The 15,486-nt window shown below is 62.8% G+C and carries 15 protein-coding genes; 5 read left to right on the top strand and 10 right to left on the bottom strand.

Features of this window, described 5'->3' with window-relative positions:
* Positions 1 to 19: 19 nt before the first annotated feature.
* The 4 genes from DNK59_RS25105 to DNK59_RS25090 form a co-directional block, all read right to left on the bottom strand.
* A complete protein-coding gene (locus DNK59_RS25105; protein ID WP_110725059.1) occupies positions 20 to 925 on the bottom strand; it encodes an SdiA-regulated domain-containing protein in 906 nt (301 codons plus the stop codon).
* Between the two features lie 102 nt (positions 926 to 1,027).
* Positions 1,028 to 1,954 (bottom strand): SdiA-regulated domain-containing protein, encoded by a 927-nt coding sequence (locus tag DNK59_RS25100; RefSeq protein ID WP_110724979.1) that lies wholly within the window; start codon positions 1,952 to 1,954, stop codon positions 1,028 to 1,030.
* Between the two features lie 164 nt (positions 1,955 to 2,118).
* Positions 2,119 to 2,784 carry a fumarylacetoacetate hydrolase family protein gene (locus tag DNK59_RS25095; RefSeq protein WP_092308622.1) on the bottom strand — a complete coding sequence of 222 codons (666 nt, stop codon included), beginning with the start codon at positions 2,782 to 2,784 and terminating at the stop codon, positions 2,119 to 2,121.
* A gap of 43 nt (positions 2,785 to 2,827) precedes the next feature.
* Positions 2,828 to 4,222, bottom strand: a complete 1,395-nt coding sequence (locus tag DNK59_RS25090) for an FAD-binding oxidoreductase (RefSeq protein ID WP_042940671.1) — start codon at positions 4,220 to 4,222, stop codon at positions 2,828 to 2,830.
* A 204-nt stretch (positions 4,223 to 4,426) separates the two neighbouring features.
* Between DNK59_RS25090 and serA the strand changes: the two genes are divergently transcribed.
* Entirely contained in the window at positions 4,427 to 5,656 is a 1,230-nt protein-coding gene (gene serA, locus DNK59_RS25080; protein WP_092308619.1) for a phosphoglycerate dehydrogenase, read from the top strand.
* Positions 5,657 to 5,794: 138 nt separating this feature from the next.
* On the opposite strand, the gene DNK59_RS25075 is transcribed toward serA, so the two are convergent.
* Positions 5,795 to 6,232 carry a DUF4399 domain-containing protein gene (locus tag DNK59_RS25075; protein ID WP_110724978.1) on the bottom strand — a complete coding sequence of 146 codons (438 nt, stop codon included), beginning with the start codon at positions 6,230 to 6,232 and terminating at the stop codon, positions 5,795 to 5,797.
* A 132-nt stretch (positions 6,233 to 6,364) separates the two neighbouring features.
* Here DNK59_RS25075 and DNK59_RS25070 point away from each other — a divergent pair, with 132 nt between their 5' ends.
* Entirely contained in the window at positions 6,365 to 7,150 is a 786-nt protein-coding gene (locus DNK59_RS25070) for a transporter substrate-binding domain-containing protein (RefSeq protein WP_092308611.1), read from the top strand.
* Between the two features lie 131 nt (positions 7,151 to 7,281).
* Here DNK59_RS25070 and DNK59_RS25065 read toward each other — a convergent pair whose 3' ends face one another.
* On the bottom strand, positions 7,282 to 7,770 hold the full coding sequence (locus tag DNK59_RS25065; RefSeq protein WP_110724977.1) for a DUF523 domain-containing protein: 489 nt from the start codon (positions 7,768 to 7,770) through the stop codon (positions 7,282 to 7,284).
* A 2-nt stretch (positions 7,771 to 7,772) separates the two neighbouring features.
* Entirely contained in the window at positions 7,773 to 8,405 is a 633-nt protein-coding gene (locus DNK59_RS25060; protein ID WP_177431297.1) for a 2OG-Fe(II) oxygenase, read from the bottom strand.
* 161 nt (positions 8,406 to 8,566) lie between these two features.
* Here DNK59_RS25060 and DNK59_RS25055 point away from each other — a divergent pair, with 161 nt between their 5' ends.
* On the top strand, positions 8,567 to 9,319 hold the full coding sequence (locus DNK59_RS25055; RefSeq protein ID WP_016963463.1) for a DUF2059 domain-containing protein: 753 nt from the start codon (positions 8,567 to 8,569) through the stop codon (positions 9,317 to 9,319).
* Between the two features lie 93 nt (positions 9,320 to 9,412).
* On the opposite strand, the gene DNK59_RS25050 is transcribed toward DNK59_RS25055, so the two are convergent.
* The gene (locus DNK59_RS25050; protein ID WP_110724976.1) at positions 9,413 to 10,351 is read right to left on the bottom strand and encodes an alpha/beta hydrolase; all 939 of its coding nucleotides are present in this window, start codon (positions 10,349 to 10,351) and stop codon (positions 9,413 to 9,415) included.
* A gap of 110 nt (positions 10,352 to 10,461) precedes the next feature.
* On the opposite strand from DNK59_RS25050, the gene DNK59_RS25045 reads away from it, so the two are divergent.
* Positions 10,462 to 11,040, top strand: a complete 579-nt coding sequence (locus tag DNK59_RS25045) for a DUF6436 domain-containing protein (protein ID WP_110724975.1) — start codon at positions 10,462 to 10,464, stop codon at positions 11,038 to 11,040.
* 105 nt (positions 11,041 to 11,145) lie between these two features.
* Positions 11,146 to 13,560, top strand: coding sequence for a penicillin acylase family protein (locus tag DNK59_RS25040; protein ID WP_110724974.1), 2,415 nt, complete (start codon positions 11,146 to 11,148; stop codon positions 13,558 to 13,560).
* Positions 13,561 to 13,695: 135 nt separating this feature from the next.
* On the opposite strand, the gene DNK59_RS25035 is transcribed toward DNK59_RS25040, so the two are convergent.
* Both DNK59_RS25035 and DNK59_RS25030 read right to left on the bottom strand, forming a co-directional pair.
* Positions 13,696 to 14,586 (bottom strand): ABC transporter permease subunit, encoded by an 891-nt coding sequence (locus tag DNK59_RS25035; RefSeq protein WP_092308594.1) that lies wholly within the window; start codon positions 14,584 to 14,586, stop codon positions 13,696 to 13,698.
* Positions 14,583 to 15,464, bottom strand: coding sequence for an ABC transporter permease subunit (locus tag DNK59_RS25030; protein ID WP_177431301.1), 882 nt, complete (start codon positions 15,462 to 15,464; stop codon positions 14,583 to 14,585). The genes DNK59_RS25035 and DNK59_RS25030 overlap by 4 nt, the downstream gene beginning before the upstream one ends.
* Positions 15,465 to 15,486: the final 22 nt, after the last annotated feature.

Raw genomic sequence — 15,486 nt, 5'->3', positions numbered from 1 at the left:
TTCGCTGGCAAGCCAGCTCCTACATGGGTTTCTTGAAGACGTAGAACAGGTTCGGCTCGCTCACCAGGTACAGGCTGCCAGCGTCATCCATGGCCATTCCCTCGGCCTGGGGCACCGACTTGCTCAAGCCCTGGTGGCCCTTGCCCAATGCCAGGGTGCTGAGCGGGCGCCCGTCCACGTCCAGTTCCACCACCAAGCGAGATTCGTCCGACAGGGCCAGCAGATGGCCGCTGCGCTCGTCGTATTGCAGGCTGGAAAGATCGCGCACAAAGAGCCCGGCATCCCGTTTGGGGTTATTCAGCACATGCACCCCGTAGGATTTTTCCGGATCGTGATGGGGGAAGCCCTGCACTTCATAGATCAGCATCGGGTCGCGCTCCTTGGCGACGAACAGGCGCTGGCCCTGTGAATCGTAAGCCAGGCCTTCGAAGCCCTTGTTCCCCGAAAGGTGCACGCCGAGGGTGATCTGCTCGGCCTGTGCCGCGTCCACCACGGTGGTTTCGTCGTCCAGCTGGATCTTGATCAACCGCTGCTGCCGCTCATCGCTGATTACATAGGTATTGGCGCTGATGAACTCCACCGCCTCCGGATCCCCGAAGCCCACCAGGGCAATGCGCCGCAGGACCTGCCCGTCCAGGGACAGCTCGACCAGCTCGGCATTCTTGTTGGTCACGGTAAACAGGCTATTGCGCAAGGGGTCGTAGGTCAGCGCCGAGACTTCGTCCAGGCCCTTGATCGGCTGCGCCTCCAGCACCACCCGATAGTCGCCCAGCCCCAGGGACTCGGGGGCTGCTACCTGCCAGTAGGCTTGCCAGTCGAACCAGGCGCGCTGCCACAACCGGTGGTTGTGGACAAACGCCGCCAGCAGCGCGGCCATCAGGCCGAGAATCAGGTAGAGGGGTTGCAGACGGGGCAGGCGATACATGGCGGACAGGCTCGAAATCAGGACAGGCGCATGAAATATCACAGCCGACTGAATTCAAGCTTAATGCCGCGAGTGGCCCGGCTCAGGCGCCGAGCCCGGGACTCACTGCTTCTCGAAGCGATAGAACAGGTTGGGCTCGCTGACCATGTACAGGTTGCCGGCTTCATCCATGGCCACGCCTTCGGCCCGGGGAATGGTTTTTTTCAAGCCGTTGAAGCCGCCGAGCAAGGCCATGAAGCTGACTTGCTCGCCCTGCTCGTCCAGTTCCAGCAGCAGGTGGGAGTCGGCGGACAACACCAAGACATGACCGGTCCGCGGGTCGATGCCCAGGGCCGAGAGGTTGCGCAGATCGAGTTCGTCGCTGGCCAGCTTCTGCTTGTCGCCCTTGAGCACCTGACTGCCATCGCTGCTCCAGGTGAACAACGCCGGGGGACGCTCCTCACCCAGCAGCAGTTGCTGCTTGCGCGGGTTCCAGGCGATGGCTTCGAACGCCTTGTTCTGGTCTTTCGAAGGACCCAGATCGTACTGGGGGAAATCAGCGATATTCAGCTCTTGGGTGTTGCCGTCGACCTTGACGATCACCAGCGAATGCTGGCGCTCATCGACGATCGCCAGCAGGCCGTTTTCCAGGACTGCCACCCCTTCCGGATTGTTCCAACCCACCAGCGGCATTTTACGCAGGACGTCGCCTTGCAGGGTCAGTTCCACCAGGAACGGATTCTTGCCCATCACTGAAAACAGGGTTTTGGTGTGCGGATTGTAGGAAAGGTCGGAGGCTTCATCGCGCTCCATCCCCGGCAGGGCCTTGGCATCGATGACCGTCCGGTAACTGGGCAACCAGACACTGGCGTTACGCTCAGCGCTGCTGACAAAGCCTTCCTGAACCCAAAGCGCGCCACGATCATCCCAGTGCATGACACTGGCAACGCCATAGCAGATCACACCGGCCAGCAGCAGCCAGGAGTACCAGCGCATGCGCAGGCGCAAGCGGCGGACAGGGTGAGGTTTGGGTAGTAGGTGGGCGTCCATCACACAGATTCCAGAAGCTCGGCCAATGGTAATAGCACACGAATTTCGGATCCGCGAACCATAAGCATCGGAATTATCCGGAGTAAATGTGAAAAACCGGTTAAAGCTCGCTGAGCTCTCTGCGCCGAGCCCTGGATTAGGGGGCCAGCGCAAAGAGATTCAGATCAACGGACGCTGCTGGTGAAACGACTGACGCCCGGCAACTCCAGCACCAGCTCGTCACCGACATTCAGTGGGCCAACCCCCACCGGTGTGCCGGTGAGAATGACGTCGCCGGCCTGCAAGGAGAAGCAACCGGCCATGTACTGAATCATCGGCACGATGGGATTGAGCATGGCGCTGCTGTTACCGTCCTGGCGCACTTGACCGTTGATGGTCAGGCGGATGCCGATGTCGGCCAGGTCGGCAAAGCTGCTGCTCACCACGAAGGGCGCCAGGACCGCCGCCCCATCGAAGCACTTGGAAATCTCCCACGGCAGGCCCTTGGCCTTCAGCTCGGCCTGCTTGTCCCGCAGGGTCAGGTCCAGCGCCGGGGCAAAACCGGAGATGGCGTCCAGCACCTCTTCACGACTGGGCTGGGTGGACAGCGGCTTGCCGATCAACACCGCAATCTCCGCCTCGTAGTGCACCGAGCCACGCTCGGTGGGAATGGCGAAACCACCTTCCAGCGGCACCACACAACTGCCCGGCTTGATAAACAGCAGGGGTTCGGTAGGAACCGGGTTGTCCAATTCCCGGGCGTGCTCGGCGTAGTTGCGGCCGATGCATACCAACTTGCCTACCGGAAAATGGATCCGGGTACCGTCGACATACTGGTGCTGATAGCTCATTACCGACTCCTGCTTGTGTGCTTCATCAGGGTGCCGCTTGCGCTCAAACGGCGAAGATCTTGCCCGGGTTCATGATGCCGTTGGGATCGAACACTGCCTTGACCGCCTTCATGTACTCGATCTCCACCGGCGAGCGGCTGTAGGTCAGGTAATCGCGCTTGGTCATGCCCACGCCGTGTTCGGCGGAAATCGAACCGTTGTACTTTTCGACGGTTTCGAACACCCACTTGTTGACCGTGGCGCACTTGGCAAAGAACTCGTCCTTGCTCAGGTTGTCCGGCTTGAGGATGTTCAGGTGCAGGTTGCCGTCGCCAATGTGGCCGAACCAGACGATTTCGAAATCCGGGTAGTGTTTGCCGACGATGGCGTCGATTTCCTGGAGGAAGGCCGGCACTTTCGACACGGTGACCGAAATGTCGTTCTTGTAGGGTGTCCAGTGGGAGATGGTTTCGGAGATGTACTCGCGCAGCTTCCACAGGTTCTGCAACTGGGTTTCGCTCTGGCTCATCACCCCGTCCAGCACCCAGCCCTGCTCGACACAGTGCTCGAAGGTTTCCAGGGCCTGGTTGGCCACTTCCTCGGTGGTGGCTTCGAATTCCAGCAGCGCGTAGAACGGGCAGTCGGATTCGAACGGTGCCGGTACGTCGCCACGGGCCAGGACCTTGGCCAGGGCCTTGTCGGAGAAAAATTCGAAGGCGGTCAGATCGAGCTTGCTCTGGAAGGCGTGCAGCACCGGCATGATGGAATCGAAGTCGGCGGTGCCGAGCACCATCGCGGTGAGGTTCTTCGGCGCCCGATCCAGGCGCATGGTGGCCTCGACCACAAACCCCAGAGTGCCTTCCGCACCGATGAACAGCTGGCGCAGGTCATAGCCGGTGGCGTTCTTGATCAGGTCCTTGTTCAGTTCCAGCACATCGCCCTTGCCGGTGACCACCTTCATGCCGGCCACCCAGTTGCGGGTCATGCCGTAGCGAATGACCTTGATTCCACCGGCATTGGTGCCGATATTGCCGCCAATCTGGCTGGAACCTGCCGAAGCGAAATCCACCGGGTAGTAGAGGCCGTTTTCTTGCGCGAGGTTCTGCAACTGCTCGGTGACCACGCCCGGCTGGCATACCGCAGTGCGATCCGTCAGGTTCAGGTCGAGAATCTGGTTCATATAGTCGAAAGACACCACCACTTCGCCATTGGCTGCCACGGCGGCGGCCGACAGGCCGGTACGTCCGCCGGAGGGCACCAGGGCCACCCGGTGCTGATTGGCCCAGCGCACGATGGCCTGAACCTGTTCGATGGTCTTGGGAAACACGATGGCCGTGGGCGCCGGGGCGAAATGCTTGGTCCAATCCTTGCCGTAAGCCTCCAGGGAGCCAGCATCGGTCAGCACCTTGCCAGGCTCAACCAGGGTCTTCAGTTCATCAATCAGGGCAGGATTGGTCATCGACAGAACTCTCGAACAATTCATGGTCATCCTGAGAACGCTTCACGTCGCAGGAATGAGTGTTTAGCGGGGCGCGTATGCTAGCATACCGCCCCCGCTGGAGAGTGCCCAAGGGCCTTTCCGCGGTGGCGGTTGCATGCCGTCCAGGTCAGCTCAAGCTGTCCATTTCCCTGCCATTTTTCTCCGGGACACAGGTTTACGCAGATGAGCAAGACTTCTCTCGATAAGAGCAAGATCAAGTTCCTTCTCCTCGAAGGCGTCCACCAATCCGCTGTCGACGTCCTCAAGGCCGCCGGCTACACCAGCATCGAGTACCTCACCGGTTCTCTGCCGGAAGCCCAGCTCAAGGAAAAGATCGCCGATGCGCACTTCATCGGCATTCGCTCCCGCACTCAACTGACCGAAGAAATCTTCGACCACGCGAAGAAACTGGTCGCGGTGGGCTGCTTCTGCATCGGCACCAACCAGGTTGACCTGTCCGCCGCTCGCGAACGCGGCATTGCGGTGTTCAACGCGCCTTACTCCAACACCCGTTCGGTTGCCGAACTGGTGCTGGCCGAGGCCATCCTGCTGCTGCGCGGCATCCCCGAGAAAAACGCTTCCTGCCACCGTGGCGGCTGGATCAAGAGCGCGGCCAACTCCTTCGAAATCCGCGGCAAGAAGCTGGGTATCGTCGGTTACGGCTCCATTGGTACTCAGCTGTCGGTCCTGGCCGAAGGCCTGGGGATGCAGGTGTTCTTCTACGACACCGTGACCAAGCTGCCGCTGGGCAACGCCACCCAAGTGGGCAACCTGCACGAACTGCTGGGCATGTCCGACATCGTGACCCTGCACGTACCGGAAACCCCGGCCACCCAGTGGATGATCGGTGAGAAGGAAATTCGCGCCATCAAGAAGGGCGGCATCCTGATCAACGCCGCTCGCGGCACCGTGGTCGAGCTGGACGCCCTGGCGGAGGCGATCAAGGACAAGCACCTGATCGGCGCGGCCATCGACGTATTCCCGGTCGAGCCGCGTTCCAACGACGAAGAGTTCGAGAGCCCGCTGCGCGGCCTGGACAACGTGATCCTGACTCCGCACATCGGCGGTTCCACCGCTGAAGCCCAGGCCAACATCGGCCTGGAAGTGGCAGAGAAGCTGGTCAAGTACAGCGACAACGGTACTTCGGTATCCTCGGTCAACTTCCCGGAAGTGGCGCTGCCGGCCCACCCTGGCAAGCACCGTCTGCTGCACATCCACGAGAACATCCCGGGCGTGATGAGCGAGATCAACAAGGTCTTCGCCGAAAACGGCATCAACATCTCCGGTCAGTTCCTGCAGACCAACGAAAAGGTCGGCTACGTGGTGATCGACGTCGACGCCGAGTACTCGGACCTGGCGCAAGAGAAGCTGCAGCACATCAACGGCACCATCCGTTGCCGCGTGCTGTTCTAAGAGCAGCTTCAAGCGGCAAGTTTCAAGCTGCAAGCCAGAGCCCGCTCTTACTTGCAGCTTGTAGCTAAAACCTTGCCGCTAGCCACGCAAAAAAAGGGAGCCTTGATCGGCTCCCTTTTTTTTGCGTGGCATTTACGATTATTTCACTGTCACTGTGATTTTCTTGGAGACGATGACCGGGTCGAACGGCACGTGGTTCTTGTCGCCCAGTTCCAGTTGCAGGGTGTGCTTGCCGGGGGCCAGGGTCACTTCGGTTTCGGTCTGGGCCTTGCCGAAGTGCAGGTGGTTGGCGTCCATCGGAATCGGCAGGTTCTCGGCCGGCAGCTGGTCGACGTCGATCAACAGGTGATGGTGGCCGGTGTTGGCGGTCTGATCACCGGCCGGGGCCAGGGCGACGCCCTCAACGCCGAACTTGACGGTAAAGGTCTTGTCCACAACGGCCCCATCAGCGGGGGAAACGATGAACACCTTGGCACCGGCGGGGGCTGCAGTGCGCGGTATTTCCGCTGCGCCGGCCAGCATCGAGGCACCAAGCAACAGCCCGGCCAGGGCCGCACGAGACATAAAAATTTTCATTATCTTCTCCAGTTTTTCCGCAATTCTTTTACGGTGATGACAACTTCGTGGCGATTCGTTGTCGAAGGCACTCAACACCTTAGCAAAGCGAGCCTGAACGGCGCATCGCTCATATAAATTCAAGGAGTGACCATGCGTTTCCTGCCTGGCCTGATACTTTTGCTGCCCCTTGTGAGCACTTGCGCTCAAGCCGAACTGATGGACGACATCAATGACCGCGGGGAACTGCGCATCGCCCTGGAAGCCAATGCGCCACCCTTCAACTTCAAGGATGACGGCAAACTCACCGGTTTCGAGGTGGAGCTGGGACAGTTGCTGGCCAGTGAGCTGGATGTGCGCCCGGACTTCGTGGTGACGGCTGCCGCCGACCTGCTGCCCGGTGTTGAAAGCGGCCGCTTCGACGTGGCCATCAACCACATAGCAGTGACCCCGGAACTCAAGGATCGTTTCGATTTCAGCGAGCCCTATAGCTACTCCAGCGCTCAATTGATCGTGCGCAAGGAAGAACAGCGCCCGCTGTTTTCCCTGCAGGCCCTGCGCGGCCAGGCCCTGGGCGTGGCTCAGGGCAGCCAGTTCGTCGACCAGGCGCGCACCGTGGAAGGGATCAATCTGCGCAGCTACGCCGATGCCCAGCAACCGATCAAGGACGTGGCGGACAAACAGATCGACGCCGCCATCAGCGATCGCCTGTTGATTCCCTACGCCATTCGCGACAGCCGCCTGCCGGTGAAGGAAGGGGCCAAGGTGGGGCCGACCCTGAGCCTGGCGATTCCGTTCCAGAAAGGTAACCCGGCGTTCCAGGCCAGCCTGGACAGCGCCCTGCAGCGGATCAAGGCCGATGGGCGACTGATGGCCCTATCGGAGAAATGGTTCGGCATGGATGCCAGCAAACCGCCCAGGACCGACGCCGGGCAATAAACCTGGCCTGTGGCCGCTTCGCAGGCTGTGAACGAGCCGAAGGAACGCCGGTGCTCGGACCCCAGGGTTCGGCGCAAGACCGCCAAGCAAGGCCCTGCGGGGCTTTTCACCGCCTCGCAGGAGCGAGGCGGCTACACGGACAATGCGGCCAGGGCGGCAGCGGCTTCAGGGAGTTGCAGTTCGCTGAAGACCTGGACCCCGTGCTGCATCAGCAATGCTGCGGTCACCCCTTCGCCCGGGACTCTGACCCCGCTGAAGGTGCCGTCATAGGTCAGCAGGTTGCCGCAAGATGGGCTGTTGGCCTTGAGCACGGCAACGCGGATCCCGTGCTGCTCCACCAGCTCCAGGGCTTGGCGCGCCCCAGAGAGGAACTGGGCGCTGACATCTTCGCCTTCGGTGGTCATCACCGGAGCCCGTCCCTCAAGCACATCGCCCCCCTGGCCACCGGGAATCTCCGCCGCCGCCCGTGGCGTCGGCAAGCCACCGGCCACTTCCGGACAGAGTGCAACCACCCGCCCCTCTTGCAGCCAGGCGGCCAGTTGGTCGAACGGGCCGCTGGCGCCGCCGTCGTAGCGTACGCGGTGGCCCAACAGGCAGCGGCTGACCAGGATCTTGTGCATGTTCAGAACGGCTCGTTACCACGACGCCGGAACCAACCGGTCAGGGACAGGCGTTCCCGGGTCGCGGGCAGGACTTCATGGGGTACCTCGCCGGAGAGAAACACCACCAGCCGGCCCCCGACGGGGAGCACATCGTATTGCCCCTGGTCATTGAGGTACATGCGCAACTGCCCGCCGTGCTCGGGCAGCCACTGCTCATTGAGGTAGATCACCGCCGACACCATGCGCCGGTCATCGTCACGAAAACGGTCCACATGGCGTTTGTAGAATGCCCCTGGCGGATACATCGCAAAGTGGCACTCAAAGTCCTCCAGCCCCAGGAACAGACCGCGATTGAGGGCCTCGCGCAGGCTGTCCATCAACCCCAGGTAGGTATCACTGGCCTCGGCCTGGCCGGGCTCAAGCCACTGGATATGGTCGCCGCGGATACCCTCGCGGATCTCCTGGGCTGGGCCGCGTCCCACCGCCGCCGGCGCCAGTTCACCTTCAGCCGCACGTTTACGGCACTCGGCCGCCAGTTCGAGGGTCAGAGCCTCGGACAGAAAGACACTTTGCTGCGACCAGCCACGGGCGGCCAGGTCGTCGACAATGCTCAACAACAGCGGATGATCAGAGGGTATTTGCATGGCGCGCATAGTATCCAGCCTCAGATAAATCTGACAGAGCCGCAGAGCGGGGGATCGAGCATTTTTTTCAATGGGCTTACACATCATCGGTTTGCCGAGCGATGCTGATACGAATTCTCGACAACCACCGCCTTGCCCCGGAGAATAGTCGCCTGCTGACAGGAGTCCTTATGCGCCGTTTGCTTTTCTCACTGTTGATGTTCTGCGCCTTGCCTGCCTGGGCAGACAGCCACGACCAGTTGTACAAGGTCGCCGGTTGGCCGGAACAGCGCGCGCATTTCAACGATGCCCTCAGCGCCGCCCAGCAACGCTACCAGAACAGCCTGCCACCGGCGGTCTACCAGGCCCTGGTGGACAACAGCAATCAGCGCTTTGCACCCCAGGCCGTGGACCGCCGTGCCGAAGCCCAACTGCGCCAGCACCTGGCCGATCCAGCTCCGGCCCTGGCCTTCTTCCAGTCGCCCCTGGGCCGCAAGATCGTTGCCGCCGAACTGCTGGCCACCCGTCGCGACCAGTTGGCCAAGAACGCCCAGGGCCTGCCGAAGATGCAGGCCAGCGACACCCGCCAGTTGATCATCGGCCACCTGGCCCAGGCCCTGCCGGCCAAGGAAGCCGGGGCGGAAGTCAGCCTGGCGATTGCCGGGGTCGCCGCCGACAGCCTGAGCCAGATGATCCCCGGCCTGCTGGGCGGCGGTCAGGCCCAGGGCATGCTCAACGGCCAGCGCCAGCGATTGATGCAGCAGATCGGCAACGACCTGAACAACACCTTGCTCTACGTCTATCGGGATCTGTCCGACACCGAGCTGGAAGAGTTCGCCACCTTCGCCGAATCCAGCGAAGGCAAGGCCTACTACCAGGCGGCCCTGGCGGCGATTCGCGCCGGCCTGGCGGTCGGCCAGAGCACCTCCAGCCTCGCCCCCTGATTCCTGCACGCAAAGTACCCCCGTAGCGGTTGCCCAGGGCCGTGCAGCAGATTGCTGCTGCGTGCAACGCTCGCAGGCGGTCGTCGAGGTAACTCAGAAATACCGGTTGAGAAAGGCGAAATACTGGTCGCGGTACAGCGCAATTTCATTGGCCAGGTGGTGCCGGGCTTGCGACAGCATCAGAACCTCGGGCGTGGCGAACTTGTCGCGAACCACCTGCAGGTTGTGCTGCCAGTCCACGGTCATGTCCGCATCGCCCTGGACGATCAACGGCTGCCTGGAACAGCGTGGCGCCGCTTCCAGGCGCTTGATCCAGCGCGACAGCGCCCCCACCCAGGCGGTGGGTAACCGCAGCGGCTGCAAGGGATCAGCCTGGAGAAAGGCGAGAAACTCAGGATCATTGGAGTTCTCGCTGAAGCGTCGGGCAATGCCGGTGACGAAGGGCCGCAGCACGTAGTAGCTGAGCATCGACCAGCCCCAGGCCCGCGGCCGCACCAGCGGCGAGAGCAGCACCACCCGCCCCTGGGCCGGGCTCTCGGCGCCCTGGTTGAGCAGGTGATCCATGATGATGGCGCCGCCAGTGCTTTGCCCGAACAGGTGCCAGGGCTGGGGCAGTTCCAGGGCCCGAGCCTCGCCGAACAGGCCTTGCAGCACCCGCTGATACACCGCGAAGTCATCGATGCTGGCGCGCTCGCCGCTGGACAGGCCGTGCCCTGGCAGATCGCAGGAGATCACCACGAAGCGGCGCTGCAGCGCCCACTCGATCACATGCCGGTACAAACCCATGTGATCGTAGAAGCCGTGGAACAGAAACAGCGTCGCCCGCGGCTGCTCCGGCCACCAGACCTGGCAGACCACCTGGTAGTCGTCCACCTGGATACGGCCCAGGCGACTCTGGGACACCAGCGCCCGTCCGGCAAAGTCCAGCCCGTAGAAGCGTTGATAAGCCTGAGCCTCGGCCGACAAGGGCTGCCCGGCCACCAGGGGTTGCAGGCTGGCACGCAGATGGTCGGGGTCGAAGTTCACGGACATGGTTTTTTCCAAAACGGAGGGCATTGGGACAAAACGGGCTTTCTGGGCCTGCGATATTCATCTGTCGCGACAAGCATGGCAAGCTACGCGACCTTCGAGGACCGATCTCAATGCGCCACTCTTACCGCACGTCCCTGCTTGCCAGCCTGCTCGTCCTGATGTGCGCCGTTGTGCTGTGGAGCGCCTACGACTGGTTCCAGGGCCGCTATCTGCGGGCGTTCAGTGAACACACCGCGGTATTTTCCGGCGACCCGCTGCAACTGCCCGCCGAACTGGCCGGCCCCGGGGCCATTCGCCTGGTGCATTTCTGGGACCCGGCCTGCCCCTGCAACGTCGGCAACCAGCAGCACCTGGCCGAATTGATTGCCACCTATGGCCCGCAAGGCGTGGAGTTCTACTCGGTGCAGAAACCCGGCAGTCACGGCCAGTTGCCCGCGACCCTGAGCGCCCTGAAAGCCCTCGACCACCTGCCCGGCGCCGAACAGATCCCCGCCAGTCCGGCAGTGGCGATCTGGGACCGCAACGGCAAGCTGGCCTACTTCGGGCCCTACAGCGAGGGCCTGACCTGCAACTCCAGCAACAGCTTCATCGAGCCCATCCTCCAGGCCTTGGCCAGCGATCGCCAGATCAATGCCACCCATACCCTGGCGGTAGGCTGCTATTGTCCCTGGCCGGCCAATACCCACTAGGGCATTCGCGACTATTCAAGGACCGCCTCCTGACCGCGGCCCAAGACTTGTGCTAAATCTCTGCAGCTCTCAAGGCGGCACTGACAACAACAGCAAGGAGCCCGCATGAAACGCAGCCTGACCCTGGTCGCCGTCCTGATCCTCGCCCTGCTGGCGGGTGCCGCCGGTTATCTGTACAGCAAGCAGCCGACGCGTCAGGGCCAGGTGGAAATCCGTGGCCTGCAAGGCTCGGTCACCGTGCGCTACGACGAACGCGGGGTGCCGCACATCCGCGCGGAAAACGAAGCCGACCTGTATCGCGCCCTGGGTTACGTCCACGCCCAGGACCGGCTGTTCCAGATGGAAATGCTGCGCCGCCTGTCCCGGGGCGAGCTGGCAGAAGTCCTCGGCCCCAAGCTGCTGGACACCGACAAGCTGTTCCGCAGCCTGCGCATCCGCGAGCGCGCCGACAGCTACGTGGCCGGCCTGGACCGTCAGTCTCCGGCGTGGAAGGCCCTGGAAGCCTATCTGGACGGCATCAACCAATATCAGGACAGCCATGCCAGCCCCATGGAGTTCGATGCCCTGGGCATCCATAAGCGGCCGTTCACCGCCGAGGACACCGTCAGCGTCGCCGGCTTCATGGCCTACAGCTTCGCCATGGCCTTTCGTACCGAACCGCTCCTGACCTACATCCGCGATCAGCTGGGCAACGATTACCTGAAAGTCTTCGACCTCGACTGGCAACCCAAGGGCGTGCTGGCCAAGGGCAAGCCACAGCCGGCGCTGCCCCTGGCCGCCGTCGACTGGCAGGACCTGGGCCGAATCTCCCGCCTGAGCCAGGATGCCCTGAGCGACGCCGGGCTACCGCAATTCGAAGGCAGCAACGCCTGGGCCGTGGCCGGTACGCGGACCAGGAGCGGCCGCCCCCTGCTGGCCGGCGACCCGCACATCCGCTATTCCCTGCCGTCGGTGTGGTACGAGGCGCAGCTGTCGGCGCCGGGCTTCGAACTCTACGGCCATCATCAGGCCCTGGTGCCTTTCGCCTTCCTCGGCCACAACCTGGATTTCGGCTGGAGCCTGACCATGTTCCAGAACGACGATCTCGACCTGATCGCCGAGAAGGTCAACCCGCAAAACGCCAATCAGGTCTGGTTCCGTGACCAGTGGGTCGACCTGATCAGCAGCGAGCAGCAGATTGCGGTCAAGGGCCAGTCCCCGGTCACCCTGACCCTGCGCCGCTCGCCCCACGGGCCGATCATCAACGACATGCTCGGCACCACCGTGGGCAAGGCTCCGGTGGCCATGTGGTGGGGTTTCCTGGAAACCCCGAACCCGATCCTCGACGGTTTCTACCAGCTCAACCGCGCCGACACCCTGGCCAAGGCCCGCGCTGCGGCGGCCAAGGTCCATGCTCCCGGCCTCAACATCATCTGGGCCAACGCCAAGGGCGATATCGGCTGGTGGGCGGCGGCGCTGCTGCCCAAGCGCCCGGCCGGGGCCAAGCCGGCGTTCATACTCGATGGCAGTACAAGCATGGCCGACAAGGAAGGCTTCTATCCCTTCAGCGCCAACCCCCAGGAAGAGAACCCGCCCCGGGGCTACATCGTCTCGGCCAACTTCCAACCGGTGTCCCCTACCGGCATGGAGATTCCCGGCTACTACAACCTCGCCGACCGCGGCCAGCAACTGGATCGCCAGCTCAGCGACAAGAGCGTGAAATGGGACCTGGAAAACACTCAGAGGCTGCAACTGGGCACGACCACCGCCTACGGCCCGCGCCTGCTGGCACCGCTGCTGCCCGTGTTGCGGGAAGTGGTCGGCGACCCCGAGGAACTGAAGCTGGTGGAGCAACTGGCCAAGTGGCCGGGCGACTACCCGCTGGACTCCACCAGCGCCACGCTGTTCAACCAGTTCCTGTTCGAGCTGGCCAACGCCACTTTCCATGAAAAACTCGGTGACGCCTACTTCGACGCGCTGATCCAGGCCCGGGTGGTGGATGCCGCCCTGCCCCGGCTGGCGGCCGATCCCGACTCGCCCTGGTGGGACAACCGCACCACGCCACAGCGTGAAAGCCGGGCCGACACGGTCAAGCTGGCCTGGCGCGCCAGCATCGACCACCTGCGCCTGACCCTCGGCGCCAACCCGGCGCAGTGGCGCTGGGGCAGTGCCCACACCCTGACCCACGGCCATCCCCTGGGGATGCAGAAGCCTCTGGACCGGGTATTCAACGTCGGCCCCCTGGACGCTCCCGGCAGCCATGAGGTGCCGAACAACCTCACTGCCAAGATCGGCCCGGCGCCCTGGTCGGTGGTCTACGGCCCCTCGACCCGACGCATCATCGACTTCGCCGACCCGGCCCACAGCCTGACCATCAACCCGGTGGGTCAGAGCGGCGTGCTGTTCGACAAGCACTACGACGACCAGGCAGAGGCCTACATCGAGGGCGTCTACCAACAGGCCCACTTCAGCGAAGAGGAAGTCACCGCCAATACCCGCAGCACCCTGAAGCTGCTACCGGCACGCCGCCCCGCCCCGTAGCTGGCTAAGCCCTGCATACCACTCACGAACGCCTTCGCCGGCAAGCCGGCTCCTACGACGTGACGGGCGGCTCCTGGCAATAAAAAACCTCGCTCCCAGTCACGGGGCGAGGTTTTTTCGGTGACGCAACGCAGGTCAGACGGTTTCCGATGCCTGGGCCCGACGCACGTCCGGCTGCTTCCACGAGTCGGCAGCGCTTTCTTCGATGGCCTGCTGGATCGCGCGCTTGCGGGATTCTTCGGCGCGACGGCTGAAGAACCAGACCAGGAAGGTCACCAGGGACACCGCCAGCAGGATCAAGCTGGCCACGGCGTTGATCTCCGGTTTGACCCCCAGGCGCACCGCCGAGAACACTTCCATCGGCAAGGTGGTGGAACCCGGGCCGGAAACGAAACTGGCCAGCACCAGGTCATCCAGGGACAGGGCAAAGGACATCATGCCGCCGGCCGCCAGCGAGGGCGCGATCATCGGGATGGTGATCAGGAAGAACACCTTCCACGGCCGCGCCCCCAGGTCCATGGCCGCCTCTTCGATGGACAAGTCCAGCTCGCGCAGGCGAGCCGACACCACCACCGCCACATAGGCCGCGCAGAACGTGGTGTGGGCGATCCAGATGGTGACGATGCCGCGCTCCTGCGGCCAGCCCACAGCCTGGGCCATGGCCACGAACAGCAGCAGCAAGGACAGACCGGTGATCACCTCGGGCATCACCAGCGGCGCGGTCACCAGGCCACCGAACAGGGTGCGGCCCTTGAAGTGGGTGATCCGGGTCAGCACGAACGCCGCCAGGGTACCCAGGGCCACCGCCGCCACGGCGGTGTAGCAGGCGATCTCCAGGGAACGCACCACCGAGCCCATCAGCTGGGTGTTGTCCAGCAGGCCGATGTACCAGTTGATCGACCAACCGCCCCAAACGGTCACCAGTTTCGAGGCGTTGAACGAGTAGATCACCAGGATCAGCATCGGCAGGTAGATGAACAACAGGCCCAACACCAGCATCAGGCTGGAGAAACTGAAGCGCTTCATTCCTTGCCCTCCATTTCCTTGGCCTGACTGCGGTTGAACAGGATGATCGGCACAATCAGGATCGCCAGCATCACCACCGCCAGGGCGGACGCCACCGGCCAGTCACGGTTGTTGAAGAACTCTTGCCACAGCACCTTGCCGATCATCAGGGTTTCCGGGCCGCCCAGCAGTTCAGGAATCACGAACTCGCCCACCACCGGGATGAACACCAGCATGCAGCCGGCGATGATGCCGTTCTTGGACAGCGGCACGGTGATCTTCCAGAAGCTGTTGAAGGTACTCGAGCCCAGGTCGGCAGCGGCCTCCAGCAGGCTGGTGTCGTGCTTCACCAGGTTGGCGTACAGCGGCAGGATCATGAACGGCAGGTAGGAATAGACCACGCCGATGTACACCGCGATGTTGGTGTTGAGGATCTGCAGCGGCTCGTTGATCCAGCCCATGGACAGCAGGAAGCCGTTGAGCAGGCCGTTGTTGCTGAGGATGCCCATCCAGGCATAGACGCGGATCAGGATCGCGGTCCAGGTCGGCATCATGATCAGCAGCACCAGCACGGTCTGCAGCTCTTTGCGGGCACTGGCGATGGCATAGGCCATCGGGTAGCCGATCAGCAGGCAGAGGATGGTGCTGAAGAACGCCATCTTCAGCGAGCCGAGGTAGGCGGCGATGTACAGCTCGTCGTCCCCCAGCATGGCGTAGTTGCCCAGGTTGAGCAGCACCTGGAGCTTCTGGTCGACGTAGCTGTAGATCTCGGTGTACGGCGGAATGGCCACGTCCGCTTCGGCGAAGCTGATCTTCAGGACGATGAAGAACGGCAGCATGAAGAACAGGAACAGCCAGATGAACGGAACCCCGATGACCAGCTGGCGGCCACCGGGAATTATTCGATTGAGTCGGCGCTTG

Origin of the sequence: Pseudomonas sp. TKO26, from assembly GCF_003225665.1 — a bacterium.
GTDB classification, from domain to species: Bacteria; Pseudomonadota; Gammaproteobacteria; order Pseudomonadales; family Pseudomonadaceae; genus Aquipseudomonas; species Aquipseudomonas saponiphila.
The sequence above is the reverse complement of the archived record's forward strand: the minus strand, read 5'-3'. Positions and strand labels throughout refer to the sequence as shown.